The sequence below is a fragment of the Sorangium sp. So ce836 genome (genome assembly GCF_028553905.1).
GTDB classification, from domain to species: Bacteria; Myxococcota_A; Polyangia; order Polyangiales; family Polyangiaceae; genus Sorangium; species Sorangium cellulosum_D.
In genome coordinates this window covers 3212515-3233346 of sequence record NZ_CP102233.1, presented here as the reverse complement: position 1 = coordinate 3233346, position 20832 = coordinate 3212515, and the positions used below count along the sequence as shown (strand labels likewise).

Genomic DNA, 20832 nt, shown 5'->3' with positions numbered 1-20832 from the left:
CGGCCGCGCGGCACGGGTCCTGCTCGGACGCCTCCCGAGGAGGCCCTCCGTGGAAAACGAACGTACGTCCAGCAGCCCATCGACCGCAGGCCTTGCGCCTTCGCGCAGCATGCGCGCGAAGTTCCTCCGCGAGGTCGCAGAGGCCGGCCTCGCCAGCGATCCGGGGCCGCGCGCTCGCGTCACCGAGGCCGAGCTCGCCGCGCTCCCCGCGACGGCGCAGCGCTACCTGCGCTTCATGAGGGTCGTCGGCCGGCCGCGCGTGTGGTCGTTCCGCGCGCGGTGGACCGGCGTGTTCCGCACGCGGCCGGACCAGCCGTGGAAGGCGTGCGAGGCGTGGCAGTACGACACGCGGCTCGGGATCGCGCGCATCTTCCACATGCGGCTGCGCTACGGCCTCATGCCGCTGCTCGTGCGCGACACGTACGTGCGCGGCGAGGGCCGGATGCTCGGGCGCGTGCTCGACACCATCAGCGTGGTCGACGAGACCAGCGTCGAGATCGACACCGGCGAGCTCGTCACCTACCTGAACGACGCCATCCTGTTCGCGCCATCGATGGTGCTCGGCCCCGAGACGACGTGGACGGCGGTCGACGACGGCTCCTTCGACGTGGCGCTCACCGACCACGGGAGGACCGTCGCGGCGCGCGTGTTCGTCGACGAGCGCGGCGCGGTCACGGACTTCAGCACGACCGACCGCTACGTGAGTGACCCCGACCATCCAGGGGACATGGTGCAGGCGCGCTGGTCGACGCCCGTCGCGGGGTGGATGATCGTGGATGGCAGGCCGGTGGCGCGCGGCGGAACGGCGCTATGGCACTTGCCCAGCGGGGACTTCGCCTATGCCACCTTCACGCTGGCCGACGGAGACATCGAGTTCGACGTCGCGCCCGCGCCTCCGGGCGCGGCGGCCCCCGAGCGCGTGAGGGCGTGATAGGTTCGCCGCCATGCGTCGGTTCGAGTTCGTGCAGGGGAGCGCCAGCTCCATCGGCGTTTCCTGTCGCTCGTGGTGGCGCCGTTCGTACTGGTGCGCCCGGCCGGCTCCGCCGCCGCTCTCCTGAGGCGCGCGCGGGACCGCCGCACGCCGCCTCACCCGAGGGCGGCCCGCACCTCGCGCGCGGCCGCGAGCAACGCCTCGTCGCCGCCCGCGCGCGCAAGCAGCGGCGCGAGCTGCGCGATCCCCCCCCAGCCGCAGAGAACGCTGCCCACGGAGTTTCGCGGCGCGACATCGCCCAGAGTGCTCGCGACCAGCCGCGCCGCCTCCGCGGGTACCAGCCAGGGGGCGAGGCTCGCCACGTGCGCGAGCGCATCGCTGTCCGGATCGTCCCGGTAGAGCTCCGCGGCCCGCCGTGCCGCCCGGAGGCGTAACGGCTCCGGGAGCTGCGGCGCCACCGCGGCGAGCGCCGCGAGCGCGCCATAGGCCCCGGACTCGTCGGCGCCGGCCTCCGCAGCCGCGAGCGTCACCTCGGCGCCGAGCACGGCCGCCGACGCAGCAGGCTGCTCCCGGACCAGCGTCGCCCGCTGCGAGCCCGACAGCTCGCCGACGAGCGAAAGGAGCTCCGCTCGCGGCGAAGCGCGCGCCTCAGGAGGCGCAGCCGCGGCCACCCGCAACAGCGCCGGCGCGCAGTACGCAGGCGACTCCATCCACCGCATGACCAGCGCGCGAGCTCGCTCGGTGTGGCCCAGCGCGGCGAACCTCGCCGCGAGCGCCCCCACAGACCAGATCGGCACGTCCTCCAGCATCGCCAGCGCCGCCGACTCTGGCAGCCATGAGGAGAGGACATCCTGCGACGTGGGGTCGAGCGGCGGCGCCCCGTCCGCGTCCGCCATCCAGCGCCTCCAGCCATCGAGCGCCTCGGCGATAACGGCGTCGCGCTCCGGCGCAGGCAGCCACGGAACCAGCCGCGCCAGGAGCGCACACCGTTCTTCCAGCGAAGCGGCTTCCAGGCCGTGGCGCAGCGCCAGCGCGATTTCCGGCGCGAGCCCCTCGTCGCCCACCAGCCGCGCGAGCGCGCTCGCCGACGAGCCTCCGCGCCGGGCTCGCGCCACGACGCCTTCGACCCACGCCGGTACCTCCGGCGCCGGCAGCGCGGAGCCGAGCAAGATCAGCTGGTCGCGGCGCAGCAGCTCGGCGTCCTCGCGCTCGGCGGCGCCCTCATGCCGACGGAGCACCTCCAGCGCAGCGCGCGCGAGCTCCGGTCGCCCGCGAGCGGCAGCCTCCCGGGCGACCGGAGCCAGCTCATGTGCCGCAGCCACCGGGCTCAGGAGCGGCGCCGTGGACACCACGCGCTCTGCGAGGTCGAGCGCCGCCGCCGCCAGCCCATCGCCCACCTCGCTCGAGGCACGCTGTGAGAGGCAGCAGAGCGCCGCCGCGCGGGCCGCGTCGAAGCCCGCCCGCGCCCCCTCGTCGGCGAGCAGCGGAGCCGGCGCCCAGCGCGCCTCCGCGATGCGCTCCTCCGCCACCGCAGTCGCCATCGCGCAACGCGCGATGGCCCCGAGCGCCGTCGCCACGCGGTGCGGCGCCCCTCCTGCGGCCGCAGCCTGCTCCACGCTGCTCTCCAGCGAAAGCCGCGCGCGACGCAGGTCCGCGAGCACCTCCGGCGCGCGCGCCGCCGACGTCACGCTCGCCCACGCGGGATCGGCGATGCGCCGCAGGTCCTCTTCGCCGGCGCCGGCCAGCGTCAGGTGAGCGGCCGCGTGCGCGCGCAGGTAAGCCGGGGCTGCACCTGCAGCCCCGAGCGCCGCGCGGGATAGATCGAGGATGCGCGCTTGGAGCAGCACGCCCTCTGCCGCTGTCTGTCGCTCCCACGCGGCCCTCAGAGCCTCCTGTGTGAAGGCCGCGCGCCGCTCGCCCGGGATCCACCTCACCGTGCCGGCGAGGTCCTCCCGCGCCGCGTCAAGCGCCCGGACAGCATCTTCACCGACGATCAGGCCGAGCGCCTCGGCCTCGGCGGGCGCGAGCAGCCGTGCGAGCGCTGCGAGCGCCACGTCGGCGCGCGCGCCGTCGCACCTGCGCCGCAGCGCCCGTCGCACCGCCGCGACGCGCCCCCCCGGCCCTGCCTCATTTGCGGCCGCCCAGCGGGCTCCCGGCGCCACACCGAGCTCCTCCGCCTCCGCGAGCGTCCACGCCCCGACCTCCACGAACGCGGTCTCCGCCTCGCTCCCCCCGAGCCGCGCGCACCACTCGCGGGCAGCGTCGAGTCCGCCGGTCACCGAGACCAGCACGCGGGTCCGCTCGCCCACGTCCTCCAGCACGCCCAGGTCGGGCTCCCCCGGCGTGAGGACCACCTGATCGAGCCCATCGAGCAGGAGGAGCCAGGGCGGCTCGTCCTCCTCGCGCCCGCTCGCAATCCGCTGCGCGACGGACCGGCGTAGGCGCGCCGTGTCGGCGGGCGCAGGCGGGCCCTCCGCTCCGCGCATCATGGCGTCGAGCAGCGCGAGCACCGGGTGGCAAAGCGCGAGGCCCTGGGCTCGGCCCGCGGGCACGAACACCGGCGTGACCGCGTCTATGCGTGCGTCGGCCGCGAGCGCGGCGCAGAGCAGCGTCTTACCCACGCCCGCCGGGCCGTAGAGCACGCAGCGTCGCGTGTCCTCATCGACGAACCACGCTGCGAGCGCCCGCCGCGCCCGCGCCTGGCCTGCGGACCACCGGACCGGCCAGGCGAGGGCGCCCAGGAAGGCTGCAAGCGCAGACAGCGGGGCACTGAGCGATGCCTCCGCGGCGTCCAGTAACGCGACGCCGAGTGACTCGGCGCTGCCGTCGCGCACCCCGGTCATCTCCGCCTCTTCTTGCCGCCGCCCTTGCTGTAAACGCCGAACTCTCCGCGCCTGCCCTTGGCGCCCACGACCGAGTCGGTGATGCCGAGCGATCGGAACATGCTGCCGCATCGCTCGCACGGGTCGACCCGCCCTTGATTCCTGTCCGCATCGTATTTGCTCTCGAACGTCTCGATGCTCAGCTCCTGCTCCTGAAATGTCTTCTTGATGCGAGCGTTGACCTCTTGATCGATCTGCTTAGGATTCAGCCGCTTTTCACTGGGCGTTCTCTTCTGCTCTGCCATGATCTGCGCGCGGATGTCGCCCGACATCTGCGTGAGCGCCTGCGCCTCGGCGCAAGGCTTGTCGCTGATGTGCTCGGGCGGGCTCAGGTTCCCCCCCTCACCCGGGTTGCGCCCGTCGTAGAGCACCCTGCCGCTCCGGTCGACGATCCGTGAGTAGATGAGCCCTTCGGGATCAACCAGCGAGGTGGGCCGGTTCAACGCATACCGGAACGGGTTGAGCCCTCCCTCGATCTCGATCGGATCGGGCGAGATGTATCGCCCGACCGCCGGGTCGTAATAGCGATGCCAGTTGTAATGGAGCCCCGTCTCCTCGTCCGCGTACTGGCCGAGTAGACGTATCGGTGTGGTCACCTCCGACGATCTCACGGGCGCGACCTGCCCCCACGGGGTCCGGCGGAGCACGGCGACCCCCCGGCCATCTCCTCGAACGAGGCGCTCGGGCGAGCCGGTGAGGTCGTTCAGATAGTGTATCCACACGCCGGCATGCTCTCCGTCCGTTCCTGGGCACACGTCGCGGTGCGCGAGAGGCGTCCCCTCCCCATCGAACACGTAGGTCCGCTGCTGGACGGCGTCACCGACCTGACGGATCTCGTGCACCAGCGCGGTACCGTCCCATACGAAGCGAGTCGCCTCGGCGAGCACCTGTCGTCCGTCCGGCGCCTGCCGCCACAAGGCCTTCTGTATCCGCCGGCTGAGCGCATCGTACGCGAAGCGCACCATGGCCCCGTCAGGTCGGCGCACCTCGAGGAGGAGGCCCCGCGGAGACCACGTGTAATGAGTGACCTGCTCACCGCCTCCAGGCCCGGAAGCGCGCTTTTCCACGAGGCGGCCCTGCTCGTCGTAGCGATAACGTGCTCCTCCACGCACGACCAGCTGGTCGCCCTCGTACAGGCGCGCTGGGGCCGCCTCGCCCGCCTCGTGCAGATTGCCTGTCTCGTCGTACCCGAAGAGCTCCTTCTGGGCATGCTCCGGCACCGCCGCGAGGAGCTGGCCCAACGCGTCGTAGCCGAAGCGTGTGGCACCGAGCTCGGCATCCCACGCCCACGCTAGTTCGCCCGCTGGAGTGTACGACCACCGCTGGTCCAGGAGGACCGACGGCTCGCCTGGGCCGACCCAATCCGGCTCGCCTGGCCGTACCTCGCGCCGCGCGACATCCGCGAGCAGCTGCCGCCCGACGAGCCGATCGAGCGCGTCGTACCGGGACTGCACCCGCGCGCCACCCCGCAAGAATCGCCGCTCCGCCTCGAGCCCCGTGGCGCCGTAGTGGATCGTGACGCGCTCGCCCCCGTCGAGCTCGACATCGGCGCGCTGCGCCGCCCGGTCCCGTCGCCACATCATCGCATGGCCCAGCGACGTCGTGCGCTTGACCACGGCTCCGAGCAGATCGTACTCGGTCCTAATCTCGATGGAGCGTCCGAAGGCCGTCTGCACCTCCCGTGTCACCCAGCCGGCCGCGTTTCGCTCGAAGGTGAACGTGCCGACGTCGCTCTCGGCGAGGACCAGCTCGCCCCGTCCGTTGTACTCGAATCGTTCCTCCCGCCCATCTGAATCGATACGCTTGACCACCTGTCCGGCGAGGTCGCGCTCCACCTCGACGCGAGTGCCGTGCCCACTCTCGACAGCCATGAGCCGACCGCATGCATCGTAGCGCGAGCGGAGCTCGCGTCCGTCGAACGTGCGCTCGTGAATCGGTAGACCGAGCGCATCGTACGCGATCGTGTAGACCTCGCCACGGGCATTACGGATCTCCACGAGCCGCTCAAGCCGGTCGTAGCGGAGCGTGACCGCGCGACCATCAGGCAAAATGGCCTCCGTGAGCACCCCGGTGCCGCCGCGCCTAAGCTCGGTCGTTCGCCCCAGCGCGTCGGTCGTCGCGATCAGCACACCGCGACCGTCATAGCGCGCCCACTCCGCCGTGCCGTCGGGCGCTGTCACGCCGAGCAATCTGCCCGCCGGACTCCACGTGAACCGGGTGACGGCGCCCTTGGCGTCGGTCACCGACGTGCGCCGGCCAAGCTCGTCGTATGTCGCATGAAAGCGCGCCCCCTGCTCGCCCGCTACCTCGATCAGGTTTCCATCCCGATCGTGGCGGTAGCGCGTGCGGCGGCCGTCGGGGGCCACCGCTTCCCGCAGGAGGCCTCGGGCGTCGTGCCGGAGCTCGAAGGTCGCCCCGATCGGATCGACCCACACGATGCTTCCGGGCCCGTAACTCACCTCCGTGACGCCACCTTCCGGATCGATGATCCGGCGGATATCGCCCCCTGGGAGCCGCTCTATCAATGTTTCCCGGCCTAGCGGATCGACGATTCGCGTCTCGAACCCTAGGAGATCGCGCTCCCAGCGCGTCGTGGCACCTTCCGGATCCGTGAACGAGCACAGGTGTCCGCGCTCGTCGTAGATGCGCGTGAACACCCGACCACCCAGCACCGCCATCTCGGCCTTGCCGTGGACCGTACCCGCATAACGGTGCGATGTGATCGGATCGGTCACCTCGGTGTAACCATCGTCGCCATAGAGGAAGCGATAATGGTGGATCCCGCGTGCGCGTGTCCCGTCGTGGAGCAACTTCGGCACCGACGCGGCGAGGATCGTCTCCTCTCCGCCCGGGATCTCGCCCCATGTCTCGACGCAGCGGGCCGCATCGTCGTAGCGGTAGCAGAAGGTGACACCCGTCGGGGCCTCCTGCTCGCGAAGCAGGTTGCGGTCGTCATAGGCATAGCGCGTCGTGTGGCCGTCGGCGTCCGTGGCGGCGACGAGTCGCCCCGCCTCGTCGTAGGTGTACCGGGCGAAGGCATACCGCTGGCGAGACGGGGAGATGACCTCGAGCGCGGCGATCTGCCCGCGCTCGCTGGAGCGGAGCGAAACGAGGCGCCCCACGCTGTCGATCAAGGCTGCGAGCCTGCCGCCCTCCCACTGTAGCGCGATGCGGTTTCGATGGCGGTCTTGGACCAGCGCGAGACGGAATCGTCGCTCGAGGCTGTCCGTGGGATCGCGCTCGAACCGGCGCCGGATCCCGTCGGGGGCATCGAGCACGAGCTCATACCCGTCGCGGTGGAGGAGCCAACCATCCGATCCGATCACGGCCGCATCGCTCGGAGCGTGTCCAAACTCGATCTCGATCCCCTCGGGCGTCGCGACAAGGCACCGCCGCGAGCGCAGCTCGATCTCCCACGAGAACGTGTGGGTCCACCCGAAGCCCAGCCCGCAGTCGCGGTCGCGCGCTGTGCTCGAGTACCCGCGCGCGAACTCGAATGGCAGCGGGCCGGGAAGGTGGAGATCCGTCTCGCGGAGGGTGAAGACCCGCCCGGTGATCACATCCACCGGATCGCCCTGCGCCACCTTTCCGCTGTTCCTCCCGCCGTGATGGTTCGGGCATCCTCCGCCGTCTTGGCCTGGCGACCCGCAGGAAGAGGACGCGCTCTTGCCGCCGCCGCTCGCGCTGGAGCCGCCATTGCCGCCGCCCGCGCCCTGCTTCCCCGCGCCGCCGCGGCCGCTCCGGCCGCTGCCACCACCGCCGCCCCCGCCGCCGCCCAGGATGAAGACGCCGGGGTTCATGCCGGGGATGGCGGGAATGTTGGGGACCGGAGCGGTGCGGGCCATGGCTGCATGATGTCCCACCGCGTCCCGGCGATGCAACGGCCGCGGGCCTCATGGAATGCTCTGGCTGGGTCTTCCGCCAGAAGACGGGCAGCTCGCCGCGGCGATGCGAATCCTGATTTCGGCTCAGGCGAGTCGACGACCCATCGAGCTCGTCGAGCTATGCGACAATAGCGCTCACTTTTCTCTGGTGGACCGCCTTGCCGAGCAACTTCGTGATGTGCCCCTTCATCTCACTGGCGGTGAAGCCCATGACCTGGTGGCAGCTCGTCTTCACCTACCTCGTCCCGATCATCCTCCTACGCTTCGCGTGAACGGGACGGTCTCCAACGCGAGGACGTATACGATCGATGGCATGAGCAGGCTCCAGGAGGGCTCGGACGCGACCATTCCGCTGGGAGGATAGAGGCGACGAGGAGGGAGCTCGATACGCTGTATCTGCTTGGCCTTCCGGTCCCGAGCGCTGCCGCCAGCCCGTGAGCCCTAGCCTCGGGCGGTCCCGCCGCAAACGAGCCCAGCTGCGCCGGCGAGGCCCGGTGGTATCCTCGCCCCCATGCGCCGGTTCGAGTTCGTGCAGGGGACGAGCGCCAAGTTCTGGATGGCCGACGTGGACGACACGACGTTCGTCGTCGTCTACGGCCGGCTGGGCACCGCCGGGCAGCGCAAGGAGAAGGCGTTTCCCACCGCGGAGGCCGCCGCGCGCGAGCGCGACAAGAAGATCGCGGAGAAGCTCCGGGAGGGCTACCAGGAGGTCGCCGCGTCCGCGGGCGGCGCGCCCGCCGGCAGCGCCCCGGCGGCCAGCGGCGACGAGGCCGCCCCGCCGCCGGCGAAGCTCGATCTTCCGCCGCGCGTGCGGCCCGGCGAGGCCACCGAGGCGCAGCGGAAAGCCGCCGTCCACGCGCTCTCCGCGCTCGCGGCCGCGCGCGGCCGGCGCAGCTGGGCCCTCGGGCGCGCCGTCCGCCGCGCCCGCCGCGCGCTCGAGCCGCTCGGCGGGCTCGACCCCGCGACCGACGCGGCGCTGTCGGCCGCGATGGACGCGCTCATGGCCCGCGTCGTCGCGCCGAGCGCGGCCGATCGGCTGCCGCTCGTGCGCGCGATCGAGCTGCTCTCGGAGCTCGACGCCGCCGCGTTCGCGCGCGCCGTGCGCGACACCTGGAAGGCGCCGCCCGCGACCTCGCCGGCCGCCGGCGCGCTCGCCGTCCTCAGCCGCCAGCTCGAGGAGCTCGGCGACCCGGAGCTCGGTCTCCGGCTCGGCGCGCTGCTCGTCGACCGGCCACACCACGGCTCGATGAGCGCCGAGGTAGGCTGGGCGCTCCGGTGGAAGGCGCTGTCGCCCTACCTCGAGGCGCACCTCGCCCAGCGCGGGCGATCGCTCAAGGAGTACCTCGCGGGCCTCGACGCGGGCAGCGACCCGCACGTCGCGCGGCGCATCGCCCGGATGCGCGCCGCGTGAGTCGACTCCGCTTGACCTGATCCGCAGGGCTCGCGATTCTCTCAGGCCATCCCGCCGCGGGAGGCGCCTTGGCGAGCTCACCGAACCCGATCGACATCGCGAACGTCAAGCAGCTCGCCGCGAGCGGCGCGCCCGCCCTGGCCGAGATCCTCGAGGCCTACCTCGAGCAGCCGGATCCCGCGCCGGAGGCGCCGCCCCGCGAGGGCGCGCTCACCTTCGCGGCGTTCCTGCGGCTGCTCTCGATCGCGCAGGGCAGGAGCACCCCCGAGCAGCGGCGCGAGCAGGCGACCGACGCGTGGCGGCGCTTCCTCGCGCAGGTCGACGCCGCGCCGCCGCCGCGGCTCGAGCTCGCCGATCTGCTCGTCCGCATCTACGAGGAGGGCACCGACGCCGGGCGCAGCGCGCTCTGCGACGTCGCGAAGAGCGCGCCGCTCGTCTTCGGCGCGTGGGGCGGGCTCAAGCGCATCTACAAGCTGGCCGAGGCGCGCCTCGACGCGGAGCTCTTCGGCGCCCTCGCCTACCGCTTCGACACAGAGCTCTCGCGCGGCGGGCGGCGCGAGGTCTCCCGCGGCACCTTGATCTACATGCGCCGCCGCGCGTGGCGCTTCCTGCGCGAGCTCGGCCGGAGCACGCCCGAGCTCTACCCGCAGTTCGCGGTCGAGGTCCTCCGCCACTACACGCCGGACACGGCCTTCCGCGACCTCTGGGTCGCGAACCACGTCTGGGCGCACGGCGCGGGCAAGTACGACGGGCGCTCGTTCCACGGCGGCGTCCCGCCGAGCGACATGGTGAAGCACCGCGCCTTCGGCGAGGCGTGGAGGCGATCGCCCGATCCGCTGATGCTCCTGCTCTCGACCTGCCAGGCCGATCCGCCGGCGCGGTTCGCGATCCAGGGGCTCAAGAAGGACTTCGCCGACGCGCTGCGGAGCGCCGCCACGCCCGCGTGGCTCGCGCGCCTCGCGACCCGGCCGCTCGCGAGCGCGCACGACTTCCTCATCGAGACGCTGCTCGGCTCGCCGGAGCTCCACCAGAGCAAGCTGCGGGGCCTCGGGCTGCACGACGCCGCCCTCGCGCTGCTCGGCTCGCCGAGCGCCAAGGCGCGCGCGTTCGCGATCGAGTACGCCCGCGCGCACGCGGCGGATCTCGACCCGGAGCGGCTCGCCGCGCTGCTCGCCTCCGAGCACAAGGAGACGCGCGCCTTCGCGGCGTCGGCGCTGCAGGGCAGGAGCCCGCGCGCGCTCGGCTTCGCGTTCCTCGGGCGGCTGCTCGAGCGCGGCGAGACCGAGGCCTGGGCCGGCAAGGCGCTCGGCGAGAGCTTCGACCGCGCCGAGCTGCCCGAGCCGTTCCTCGTCGACATGATCTACGGCGAGGGCGCGCAGAAGCGGTGGGCCACCGCTTACTTCAAGGCGAAGTACCGGCCGGGAGAGCTCGGGCCGGCCTTCTGGATCCGCGTGCTCGACGACCCGCGCCACGAGGACGACGATCGCGCGACGGAGATCGCGCTCGACGCGCTCGGCAAGCACCCCGTCGCGGCGATCGGGACGCCGTGGCTGCTCGGCGCGCTCACGCGGAAGCGCATCGGGCGCGCGGTCGCGGCCTGGCTGGAGAAGGCCGACGCCCTGCCCGACCTGACCGCCGAGGGCGTGGAGCGCCTGAAGGGCCTCGTCTTCAGCGCCGAGACGCGCGCGGTCGCGCTCTCGGTGCTCGGCAACCCGAAGATCGTGACCCCGCGGCAGCTCACCCTGCCCTGGCTGCTCGCGCTCGCGCGGCGCGCGGACCCCACGCTGAACGGCTTCGCGCGCCGGTACCTCCTCGCGCACATGAAGCCGCAGGACTTCGACGCGGGGCAGGACGCGGGCGGCCGCGGCGATCGCGAGGCGGGCACCGCGCGGCTGTTCGCGCTCGCGCTCGGCGAGAAGGAGCCCGAGCCGATGCGCGCGTTCGCGCAGACCTACCTGCGGTGCCACCACCCGACGCTCGGGCCCGAGCAGGGCGAGGCCAAGGAGCTCGATCTGAAGCCGGCGCTGAAGCGCGCGGTGTTCACCGCCGAGCGGATCTGGCCCGCGCTCTCCGACAAGCGGGACGACGTCCGGCGCTTCGCCGCGCTGATCACCCGCGCGGAGCTGCGGGCGTGGGGCTACCAGGCCCGCGTCTACGAGCTCGCCCACAGCGACGCGAAGGAGGTGCGCAACATCGCCTTCGACGCGCTCCGCAAGGCCGGCGACCCGTCCGCCGATCCGGCGCTGACGCTCACGCTCGACGAGCTCGATCCGGCGCAGGTCTTCGCGCTCACGGAGAGCCTGAAGAAGAGCGCGCGCGAGCTCGGCCTGTCGCTCATCCTGAAGCACTACGCGCGCCTCGGCGGCCCGGAGCGCCTCGGCTGGCTGATGCAGAGCGCCGACCGCGAGGTGCGCCTCTTCGCGGTGCGGATGCTCTGGGAGAAGCACCGGCCGCGCGATCTGCCGCCAGGCTGGCAGCCGCGCGTCGGGCGCGGGAAGGAAGAGGAGCCGCGCCCGGCGGAGGCGCCCGAGGACGCGGGCCGGTTCGCGGACGTCGAGGCGCTCCGGGCCTTCCTGCGGTACGTGCTCTCCGGCATCCCCGCGGGGCGCTCGCCGGAGCCGGGCGACGACGCGGGCCCGCGGCGGCGCCTCTCCGCGAGCGAGGCCAAGCGGCACGTGATCGAGGTCGTGCGCGATCTCGCGGTCGAGGACGCGGCGTTCGCGGCGCTCGTCGCCCCGGTCATCGCCGAGTTCACCGGGTCGATCGCGAAGGGCGAGTGGCAGGCCTGCCTGGCGGCGCTGATGCGGCTCCGGCGCGCGCACCCGGGGCTTGAGATCGAGGGGCTCGCCGCGCCGAGCGCCGGACAGGAGCGCGCATGAGCCACACGATCGGCCACTACGAGAAGGTCCGCGCGCTCGCCGCCGGCCCGCGGCTCCTCGCCGTCGGCGGGGTGCGCGCGCCGGCGCCGGGCGGGGCGGGCGAGACGTCGCCCGCGGGATCGCCCGCCGGCGCGAGCCAGGTGACGCTGTTCGATCACGCGGCGAACAAGCCGGTGCGCTCGATCGACGTGCCGGCGCACGTGCTCGGCCTCGCGTTCGCGGGCGACCTGCTCGCCATGGCGTGCTCCGACGGCGCGCTGCGCCTCGTCGCGGGCGGCGCGGCCGAGGCGCGGGCGCTCGACGCGCACCCGGGCGGCGTCACGGCGGTCGCGGCGGCGCCGGGCGGCGCGCGCCTCGCGACCGTCGGCGCCGACGGCGCGCTGCGCGTCTTCCGCGTCGGCGGCGGCGACGGGTCCCCGGCCCCGCCGCCCGGGGCCGCGGCCGAGATCGCGTCGTTCGCGCTCTCGGCGGCGCCGCTCCGCGCCGTCGCCTTCGACCCCGCCGGCGAGCTCGTCGCGGCCGCGGGCGACGACGGCGTCGTCCGCGTGATCACCCTGTCGACCGGCGCCCGCCGCGACATGCCCGGGCACGACGGGCCGGTCGCGGCGCTCGCGTTCACGCCGCGCGACGGGCGGCTCGCCTCGGGCGGCGACGACGGCACCGTGCGGCTCTGGTACCTCGTCGGCGACGTCGAGTGCGAGGTGCGCGGCGCGGACGGGAGCGGGCACGCGGGCGGGGTCCGCGCGCTGCTGTGCCTGCCCACCCCGCCGCCGCAGGACGACGGCAAGGAGGCCGGCGATCGCCTGCTGTCCGCGGGCGCGGACGGCGCGATCCGCGTTCACCGGCTCGCGGACCGGCGCAAGCCGCGCACCCTGGAGACGAGCGCGCTGCCGCTCCACGCGCTCGCGCTCGCGCCCGCCGAGGGCGCCCCCGCGCGCAAGGGGTCGCGCGCGTCCGGCGGCCGCGGTGCGGCGGACGCGAAGGACGGGCTCGGCGCCGTCTTCGCCGCGGGAGACCGGCGCACGGTGTGGCGCTTCCCGATCGACGCGGCGGGCGCGCCCGCGGACGGCGCCGCGGAGCTCGCGCACGGCTTCGACGCCCTCGCCCAGGCGCTCTCCGGGGCGCGGCCGGCCCGCGAGGCCGCCGTCAAGACGCTCGCGGCGCTCGACGAGCCCGAGGCGCTCGAGGCCGCGGCGCGCGCGCTCCGGTCGGACCGCGACGCCGAGGTGCGCGCGCTCGCCGCCCGCGAGCTCGGGGCGCGCGGGCGCCGCGGCGCGCGCGCGAAGCTCCGCGAGGCGCTCGACGACGAGCACGCGGCCGTCCGCCTGGCCGCGCTGGAGGCGCTCCGCGCGATCGACCGCGACGCGCCGCTCACCCCGCTCCGCGCGGGGCTCGAGGCGCGCGCCGCGGACGTCCAGCGCCGGGCGCTCGTCGAGCTCGGCAAGCTGCACGGCAGCTCGCCGCTCATCCCGGGGCTCATCGCCGACAAGCTCGCCGCCCGCGACGCGTCGGTCCGGCTCACGGCGCTCGACCAGCTGGAGAAGCTCCACCCGGGCAGCCCGGAGCCGCTCCGCGCCGCGTTCGAGCGCGGCCCGGCCGACCTCCGGGTCGAGGCGCTCATCCGGGCCGCGCTCCAGGGCTGGCTCTCGGCCCCGGGCTTCGCGCCGATCGCCGGGCGCGCGCTCGACGACGAGGATCCCGAGGTGCGCCGCATCGCGTTCGCGGCGAAGGTGATCGAGCGGCGGGCGCTCGCCCACGCGCTCGAGGGGCGCGACGAGGACCTCGGCCGCGCCGCGCTCGACATCGCCCGGCGCGCGGCCGAGGTGCTGCGGCGCGCCCGCGACGGCGAGGGCGAGCCGCCCGCGCCGGACGCGAAGGCCAAGCCGAAGGCGCCGGACGACGCGGACCTGAAGGCCGCGCGCTCCCGGATCCCCGGCGTGGGGAGCCCGGGCGCCGAGCCGGCGGAGGCCGACCTCGAGCCGCTGCTCACCGCGATGGCGTGCCGCACGCCGGACACGGCGGTGCGCGGCGCGCGCGGGCTCGCGCAGCTCGGCGACACCCGCGCCCTCGGCGCGCTGCTGCAGCTCACGCGCGAGCAAGACCCGTCGCTGCGCCGGCAGGCGGCGACCGCGCTCGCCGAGCTGCGGGACACGCGCGCCGAGAAGCGGCTCGTCTGGATGCTCGACGACGCGGACGGCGCGGTGCGCGCCGCGGCGCTCGAGGCGTACGCGCGGCTCGAGCCGTCGGCCCCGCTCGCCGTGGCCGAGGCGTCGCTCCGCTCGTCGCAGGAGGACATCCGCGTCCGCGGGCTCGACCGGCTGGTGGCGCTCGCCGGCGAGGGCAAGGGGCCGAGGCCCCCGGAGGCCGAGGCGCTGCTCGCCGACGCGATCGAGGACGAGTCGCCCAAGGTCCGCCGCGAGGCGTTCCGGACGCTCTGGTCGTGGCACGCCTCGGATCCGCGGACGGCGCTCGACCGCGCCCAGCGCGCGCGCTTCCCCGACCTGCGCCTGCGCGCCGTCGAGGAGCTCAAGGCGCACGGCGAGCAGCCGTGGGCCGCCGAGCGGCTCCAGGCGGCGATCGGCGACCGCGACGACGGCGTGGCCCAGGCCGCGTACGAGGCGGTCGTCAAGCTGCGCGGCAAGGACGCCGCGGAGCCGCACCTCGCCGCGATGGCGTCGATCCACCCGTCGGTCCGCGAGAGCGGCGCGCGCGGCGCCGCGCGCGCGCCGGTGAGCGACGCCGTCCGCAGCGCCCTCATCCGGCTGCTCGAGGACGACCACGCGGGGCCGCGCACCGCCGCGATCGAGGCGCTCGACAAGCTCCTGCCCGGCGAGGCCGGGCCGCTCCACATCGGCCTCCAGTCGAGCCACCTCGACCTCCGGGTGCGCGCGGCCGAGCTCTGCGCCGCGCGGCGCGACGAGCAGCCGATCAACCCGATGCGGGCGCTCCTCGCCGACAAGAGCCTCTTCAAGGAGCTCCCGATCCAGATCCTCGGCCCGCTCCGCGCCCGCGCCGCGACCGCGCTGGCGACGCTCGGCGCGCCGCGGCTCGTCAAGTACTTCGCCACCGAGCTGCTCAAGGACGACTACCCCGACGTGCGCGAGCAGGCGGCGCGCGGGCTCGCCATGGCCGCCCGCCGCGGCGAGGAGGGCTACCTGCTCGACGCCATGGGCCACGCCGACGTCGCCGTGCGCTCGTGGGCCGCCGACGGGCTGGCGCGGCTCGGCGACGTGCGGGCGCTGCCGGTCCTCACGGGCACGCTGCGCCACGAGCACCCGCCCATCCGCGTCGCGACGATCATGTCGTTCGCGGCGCTCGGGCCCGAGGGCTACGGCGGGATGCTGCAGGGCCTCGAGGACAGCTCGCGCGAGGTCCAGGAGCTCGTCTTCGCGATCGTGCTCGCGCGCGACCTCCGGGCCTTCCGCCGCGGCGATCCGCCGGATCTCCTGACGAGCGCGCTCTCGTCGCAGCGCTCCGACGTGCGCTTCGCCGCGGCGCGCGCGCTCGAGCTGCGCACCGATCCGGAGGCGTACCTCGCCCACCTCATCGAGGTGCTGATGCCCCCGCGCCCCGACGCCGCGGCGCAGCCGGACCGGGATCGCGACGGCGCGGCCGAGGGCGACAGGCCCGCCGGCATGAAGGAGTGGCCGCCCGAGGTCGCGCGCGGCCGCATCCTCGTGGGGCTCGCCGAGGCGCTCGCCAGCGACAACCCGGAGCAGCGGTACGCGGCCGCGCAGGTGCTCCGCATCCGCCGCAAGCCGGTCGAGTACTTCCGCGAGGCGAAGCGGGTGGCCGCGCTGCGCCCGGCGGGCGCGCCCGTCGCGGCGGACACGACCCCGCGCGCCGCGGAGGAGACCGACACGCGGCCCGCGAAGGGGTGGCTCCGCCGGCTGTTCGCGCAGCCCGGGCAGAAGCAGGGCGACCGGCCGGGCGGCGACGCGGTGCCGGAGGGCGAGCAGCGCCGGCTGCGCTGGCTCGCGTTCGGCGCGTACATGGGCCTGCTCCGGCAGGTCTCGCCGGGCGACGACGAGGCGCACCGGACCCGCCGCGACGCCATCGACCGCATCGTCGACGTCTGCCAGAAGGGCCACGTCAGCAGCACGGCGGCGATCCCGCCGCTCGTCCGGGCGCTCGACGACCCGCACCACCTCGTCCGCAAGGCGGCCTTCGCCGGGCTCAAGGCGCTCTTCCCGGCGGGGGCGAGCGAGCCGCTCGCGCTCGGGCTCGCGTCGGCGTCGGCCGACGTGGCGCGGACCGCGCTCGACGAGATCGCGGCGCGCGGCGACGGCGCCCGGCCCGAGATCGCGCGCGCGCTGAGCTCGCCGCTCGCCGACGTGCGCCGCTACGCCTTCGAGCTCCTCGAGCGGCTCTGCCCGAAGGGGAGCCTCGAGCCGCTGCTCGCCGCGCTCGGCAGCGAGCACGCCGACCTGCGCCTCGGCGTGCTCGAGCGGCTCGCGTCGTCGAGCGATCCGCGCATCGTGCTGGCCCTGTGCCGCGCGATGGAGAGCGACCACGACGATCTCCGCCTGCGCGCGGCGGAGCTCCTCGCCCGCCGCCGCGACGATCGCGCCGTCGACGTGCTCGCGGCGTTCCTGCGCGAGGGCGCGGCGCCGCCGGCGAGCGCGACGCTCGCCCGCGCGCGCGAGGCGCTCGTCGCGCTCGCGAGCGGCGCCGCGGTGCGCGCCCTCGCGGCGCGCATGGACGAGGCCGCCGCGCCGGCCGACCGCGCCGCGCTGGCGCGCGCGCTCGGGAGCGCCCGCAACCCGGAGGCGATCCCCGCCCTCGCGGCGCGCTTCGAGGACGAGGCCGCCGAGGTCCGGAGCGCCGCGTTCAAGGCGTGCCTCGAGATCGTCGACCGCGGGCGCGAGCGCGACAAGCGCGACGCGGCGCGCGCGGTCGCGTTCCTCGCCGCCGCCGCGCGCGCGAAGGACCCGGCGCTCCGCCTCGCCGCGGCGCGCGAGCTCGATCTCGGCGACGATCCCGCGCAGAACGACCTGCTCGTCCCGCTCTTCTCGGACCGCGACCTCCCCGCGCGCGTCGCGGCCGTCACGTCGTACGCGAAGCGCGTGAAGGACAAGGGCGCGCCCACCGGCCCGCTCGAGGCGGTGCTGCGCGCCGGCGCGCGCGAGCTCGTGCTGCCGGCCGCCGAGGGGGTGGCCGCGCGGGGCCTCGCGGCGGCGCTGCTGCCGCTCATGCTCGTCGTGCGCGCGGGCGAGCCCGGGGAGCGGGAGCGGGCGCTGCTCGCGCTCGGCACGCTCGGCGACGCCCGCGCGCTGGACGAGCTCGAGGCGGTGGCCGCCGGCGGCACCAAGGACGCGCCGGTCGAGCTCACCATGCAGGCCGCCGCCACCGAGGCGCTCGGCCGCATCGCCCCGAAGCTCGAGGGCGCCGAGCTCCGCCGGCGCGCCTCGGAGCGCGTCGAGCAGGCGCTCCACGCGGACGCCATCGACCTCCGCGAGTCGGCGGCGCGGGGCGTGCGCTGGCTCGGCGGCGAGCGCGCCCGCGTGCTGCTCGAGGAGCTCGCGCGCGCCGGCGACACGCCCGACCGGCTCCGCCTCGTCGCGGTGAACGAGCTCGGCGAGCTCGGCGACCGCGCGGCCGAGCTCGCCCTCGCGCGGGCGCTCGACGCGTGGAGCGCCGAGGTCCGCAAGGCCGCGCGCAAGGCGCTGGAGAAGCTCTTCCCGGGCGAGCGGACGCGCGTCGAGCTCCTCGCGGTCGCGAGCGAGCACGACGACATCGCGAGCCCGGCGGCGAGCTACCTCGCCGCGGAGGCCGACCCGACCGAGCTCCTGCCGCGGCTCGCGGCGCTCAAGGACGAGGAGCTCCGGCGGCGCCTCGCCATGGGCCTGCTCCGCCGCGGGGCGCTGCCTGCGGCCGCGCTCCGCGCCATGCTCGAGGACGACCGCGCCCCGGCGCGGCAGGAGGCCGCGCGGCTCATCGCCGCCGGCGCCGTGGACGGCGGTCGAGAGGCCCTCGCCGCGGCGGTCGCGGCCGCGGCGCGGCGCACCGCGGAGCGCTGGTCGGCCGCGCACGGCGACGCGCGCGACGCCGAGGCCGCGGCGTGGCGCGAGCTGCTCTGGGCCGGCGCGCGCGCCGGCGCGACCGCGATGGCGCCCGCGCTCTCCGCGCTCCTCGCGGACGGCGCCGCCCCCGGCGAGGTCCGCCGCGAGGCCGCGCGCGCCCTCGGCGCGCTCGCGACGGCCCCGGGCGGCGCGCCTCCCGCGGGCGCCGCGGACGCCCTCGCGGCCGCCCTCGTGGACATGGACGCCGGCGTCCGCGCCTCCGCGGCGGCCGCGCTCGCCGCGCTCGCGCCGGACGGCGCGGCCGCGCGCGCGGCGGCGGCGCGGCCGTTCGATCCCGTCGCCTTCGATCCGACGGCGCGCGCCGCCCCGCCCGAGGCGCTCTCGGCGCTCGCCGCGAGCGAGCCGGGCCGGCGCCTCGCCCTGCCGGCGATGCTCGCGCGCCGCGACGTCGCCGCGCTCGCCCCGCTGATCGCGCTCGCCAAGGGCGACGGCGGCGACGCCGCGGCCCGCCTCGACGCCATCGCGGCGCTCGGCCGCGCCGGCGGCGAGCGCGCGCTCGAGGCGCTGGCCGCGCTCGCGTTCGACAAGGCGGCGGCGCCCGACGTCGCCGTCCGCAAGGCCGCGTACCGGGCGTACCGCCGCGCGCAGCGCAGCGCCGCGAACGAGCGCGCGAGTCGGCCTTCGATCGCGCGCGCCCCCGCCGAGCCCGGGCCCCCCGACGGAGTCAACGCATGACCGCAGCCCTCGCCCGTCCGATCCTCCTCCGGTACGCCGCGCCGAGCGAGCTCGCCGCCGCCCCGCTCCAGTCGAGCGTGCGCCTCTCCCTCGACAGCGCCCGCGGCCCGGTCGGCGTGCGCGGCACCCTCCGCGACGCGGCGCTGTTCCGCGACGCGATGGCCACGCTGGCGACGCTCCTGGAGAGCGACCTCCGGTACAAGGGCCGCGATCGCACCGCGTACCTCGCCTACCTGATGAAGCAGGGTAAGAAGGCGACCGCGGCGATCTGGGAGGCGCAGAAGGCGTACCTGGAGGGCGCCCTCGGCGGCGGCGCCGCGGGCCAGGGCGACGGCTCCCCCGACGTGCGCAAGCCCGCCGGCGCGCTCGATCCGGTGCTCACGGTGCACCCGGACGAGGTCGCGATCGAGGTCTTCTCGCGCGACGAGAGCGCCTACGCCAGGCTCGCCTTCTCGAGCGATCTCTTCGAGGGCCGCGAGGCGGCCCACGGCACCGCCTTCGTCGATCTCTCGCCGCGCATCGTCGAGCAGATCGATCGCCTGCGCGTCTACACGAAGGTGGAGCTCGACGCCGGCGCGTCCCACGCCGCGCCGGCCACGTCGCCCGCGTCGATCGAGCGCTCGCTCGAGGTTCCCGCGACGTGGCTGCGCGGCTTCCTCCAGGTGCAGTCGGCGGCGACGCTCCCCGCGGTCTCGTGCGAGCTCGCCCCGATCGACCTCTACAACGCCCTCTTCGTGCTCCGCACGCGCAAGGCGAAGAAGCCGCCCCGCGGCCTGCGCTTCGAGCTCGTCCCCGGCAAGCCGCCGCGCCTCATCCTCGAGCCGTGGGAGATCCTCCTCGAGGGCCACGGCCCGCCGTACGAGGGCCCGCCGCGCGTGGTCCGGACCTTCGGCCGGCAGCGGCTGCTCGCGCTCACGCGCCTCCTGCCGCACGTGCGGAGCGCCCGCGCCGAGCTCCGGGGCCCCGGGCTGCCGGTCTTCTGGGTGCTCGATCTCGGCCGCGCGACGCTGACCGTCGCGCTCACGGGCTGGACCGACGCGAGCTGGGCCAGCGCCGCCTCGTTCGACGCCCTGATGCCCCGCGACGGGGAGCGCGGCGCCGGCGCGCTCGACGCGCTCGCCGGCAGGCAGCGCGCCCTGCTCCGCGAGCGCGGGCCGCTCCCGCTCGCGGCGCTCGCGTCCGGCGCGAGCGCCGAGGACGCCCGCGCGGCGCTCCAGCTCGAGTGCCTGCGCGGCCGCGTGCTCTACGACGTCGCGCGCCGCGTCTACCGCCCGCGCGAGCTCTTCGCCGAGCCGGTCGACGAGCGCGAGATCCGCTACGGCTCGCCCCGCGAGGCCGCGGCCCACCGCCTGCTCGCCGCGCCGGGCGCGGTGCGGCCGACCAAGGTGCACGAGATCGCCGGCGAGGGCACGGAGATCCACGGCGAGGTCGCGGACCGGGAGGCGCACCGCGGCTTCTCGCCCCGGTTCACGGTGGATCTCGAGGGCCGCGTCTCGGACGCGTGGTGCAGCTGCCCCGCGTTCCGCCGGAGCGGCCTCCGCGAGGGGCCGTGCGAGCACATGATCGCGCTCCGCGTCGCCTACGCCCGCGAGCGCGCCGCGCAGGACGCCCAGCGAAAGACGGCCGAGGGGCGGGCGCTCATCCGCGCCGAGACGCGCACCTACGTGCGCCGCGAGGCCTCGGGCGCGGAGGTGGTCTACCGTGTCTCGCTGGACGACCGTGTCGTGCACCTGTCGTGGGGCACGCGCGGCAAGGATGACCCTCGTCATCAGCGCATTTGGTTTGACACGGACGGCGAAGCGCGCGACGCGTATTTCAAGCGGCTGGATGCGTTAACATCGTCGGGGTTCGTCGACGCCGAGGCGTCGTCGGCGTGACGAGGGGGAAGGAGGTCGAGCGTCAGCAAACGTGAGATTGCGTCGTGCTGCCAGGAGAGGTTCTGAACGCACCAGCCTCCGCGCCTCGAGCGCAGGAGCGGCGTCGCGCCGCTCTGGAGGAACCGCCAGTCACTCTCCGCAAGGTAGCCTGTTCTTGGTTCTCTTCGGCTAGACCAGCGCTACGGCGCCGGGAGAGCTGAGACAACCTCG

7 protein-coding genes are annotated in these 20832 nt (G+C 75.4%); 5 read left to right on the top strand and 2 right to left on the bottom strand.

What is annotated here, in order from left to right:
• Positions 1–49: 49 nt before the first annotated feature.
• Complete coding sequence (locus tag NQZ70_RS11755; RefSeq protein ID WP_207217801.1) at positions 50–931, top strand: DUF6544 family protein; 882 nt, start codon at positions 50–52, stop codon at positions 929–931.
• 155 nt (positions 932–1086) lie between these two features.
• Here NQZ70_RS11755 and NQZ70_RS11750 read toward each other — a convergent pair whose 3' ends face one another.
• On the bottom strand, positions 1087–3774 hold the full coding sequence (locus NQZ70_RS11750) for a hypothetical protein (protein ID WP_129574304.1): 2688 nt from the start codon (positions 3772–3774) through the stop codon (positions 1087–1089).
• Positions 3771–7658 (bottom strand): RHS repeat-associated core domain-containing protein, encoded by a 3888-nt coding sequence (locus tag NQZ70_RS11745; protein ID WP_129574303.1) that lies wholly within the window; start codon positions 7656–7658, stop codon positions 3771–3773. Before NQZ70_RS11745 ends, NQZ70_RS11750 begins: the two co-directional genes overlap by 4 nt.
• A gap of 550 nt (positions 7659–8208) precedes the next feature.
• Between NQZ70_RS11745 and NQZ70_RS11740 the strand changes: the two genes are divergently transcribed.
• The 4 genes from NQZ70_RS11740 (at position 8209) to NQZ70_RS11725 (ending at position 20622) form a co-directional block, all read left to right on the top strand.
• On the top strand, positions 8209–9108 hold the full coding sequence (locus NQZ70_RS11740) for a WGR domain-containing protein (protein ID WP_129574302.1): 900 nt from the start codon (positions 8209–8211) through the stop codon (positions 9106–9108).
• A gap of 68 nt (positions 9109–9176) precedes the next feature.
• Positions 9177–11987, top strand: coding sequence for a hypothetical protein (locus NQZ70_RS11735; RefSeq protein WP_129574301.1), 2811 nt, complete (start codon positions 9177–9179; stop codon positions 11985–11987).
• The gene (locus NQZ70_RS11730) at positions 11984–18745 is read left to right on the top strand and encodes a HEAT repeat domain-containing protein (protein WP_129574300.1); all 6762 of its coding nucleotides are present in this window, start codon (positions 11984–11986) and stop codon (positions 18743–18745) included. The genes NQZ70_RS11735 and NQZ70_RS11730 overlap by 4 nt, the downstream gene beginning before the upstream one ends.
• Positions 18742–20622 (top strand): SWIM zinc finger family protein, encoded by a 1881-nt coding sequence (locus NQZ70_RS11725; RefSeq protein WP_129574299.1) that lies wholly within the window; start codon positions 18742–18744, stop codon positions 20620–20622. Before NQZ70_RS11730 ends, NQZ70_RS11725 begins: the two co-directional genes overlap by 4 nt.
• Positions 20623–20832: the final 210 nt, after the last annotated feature.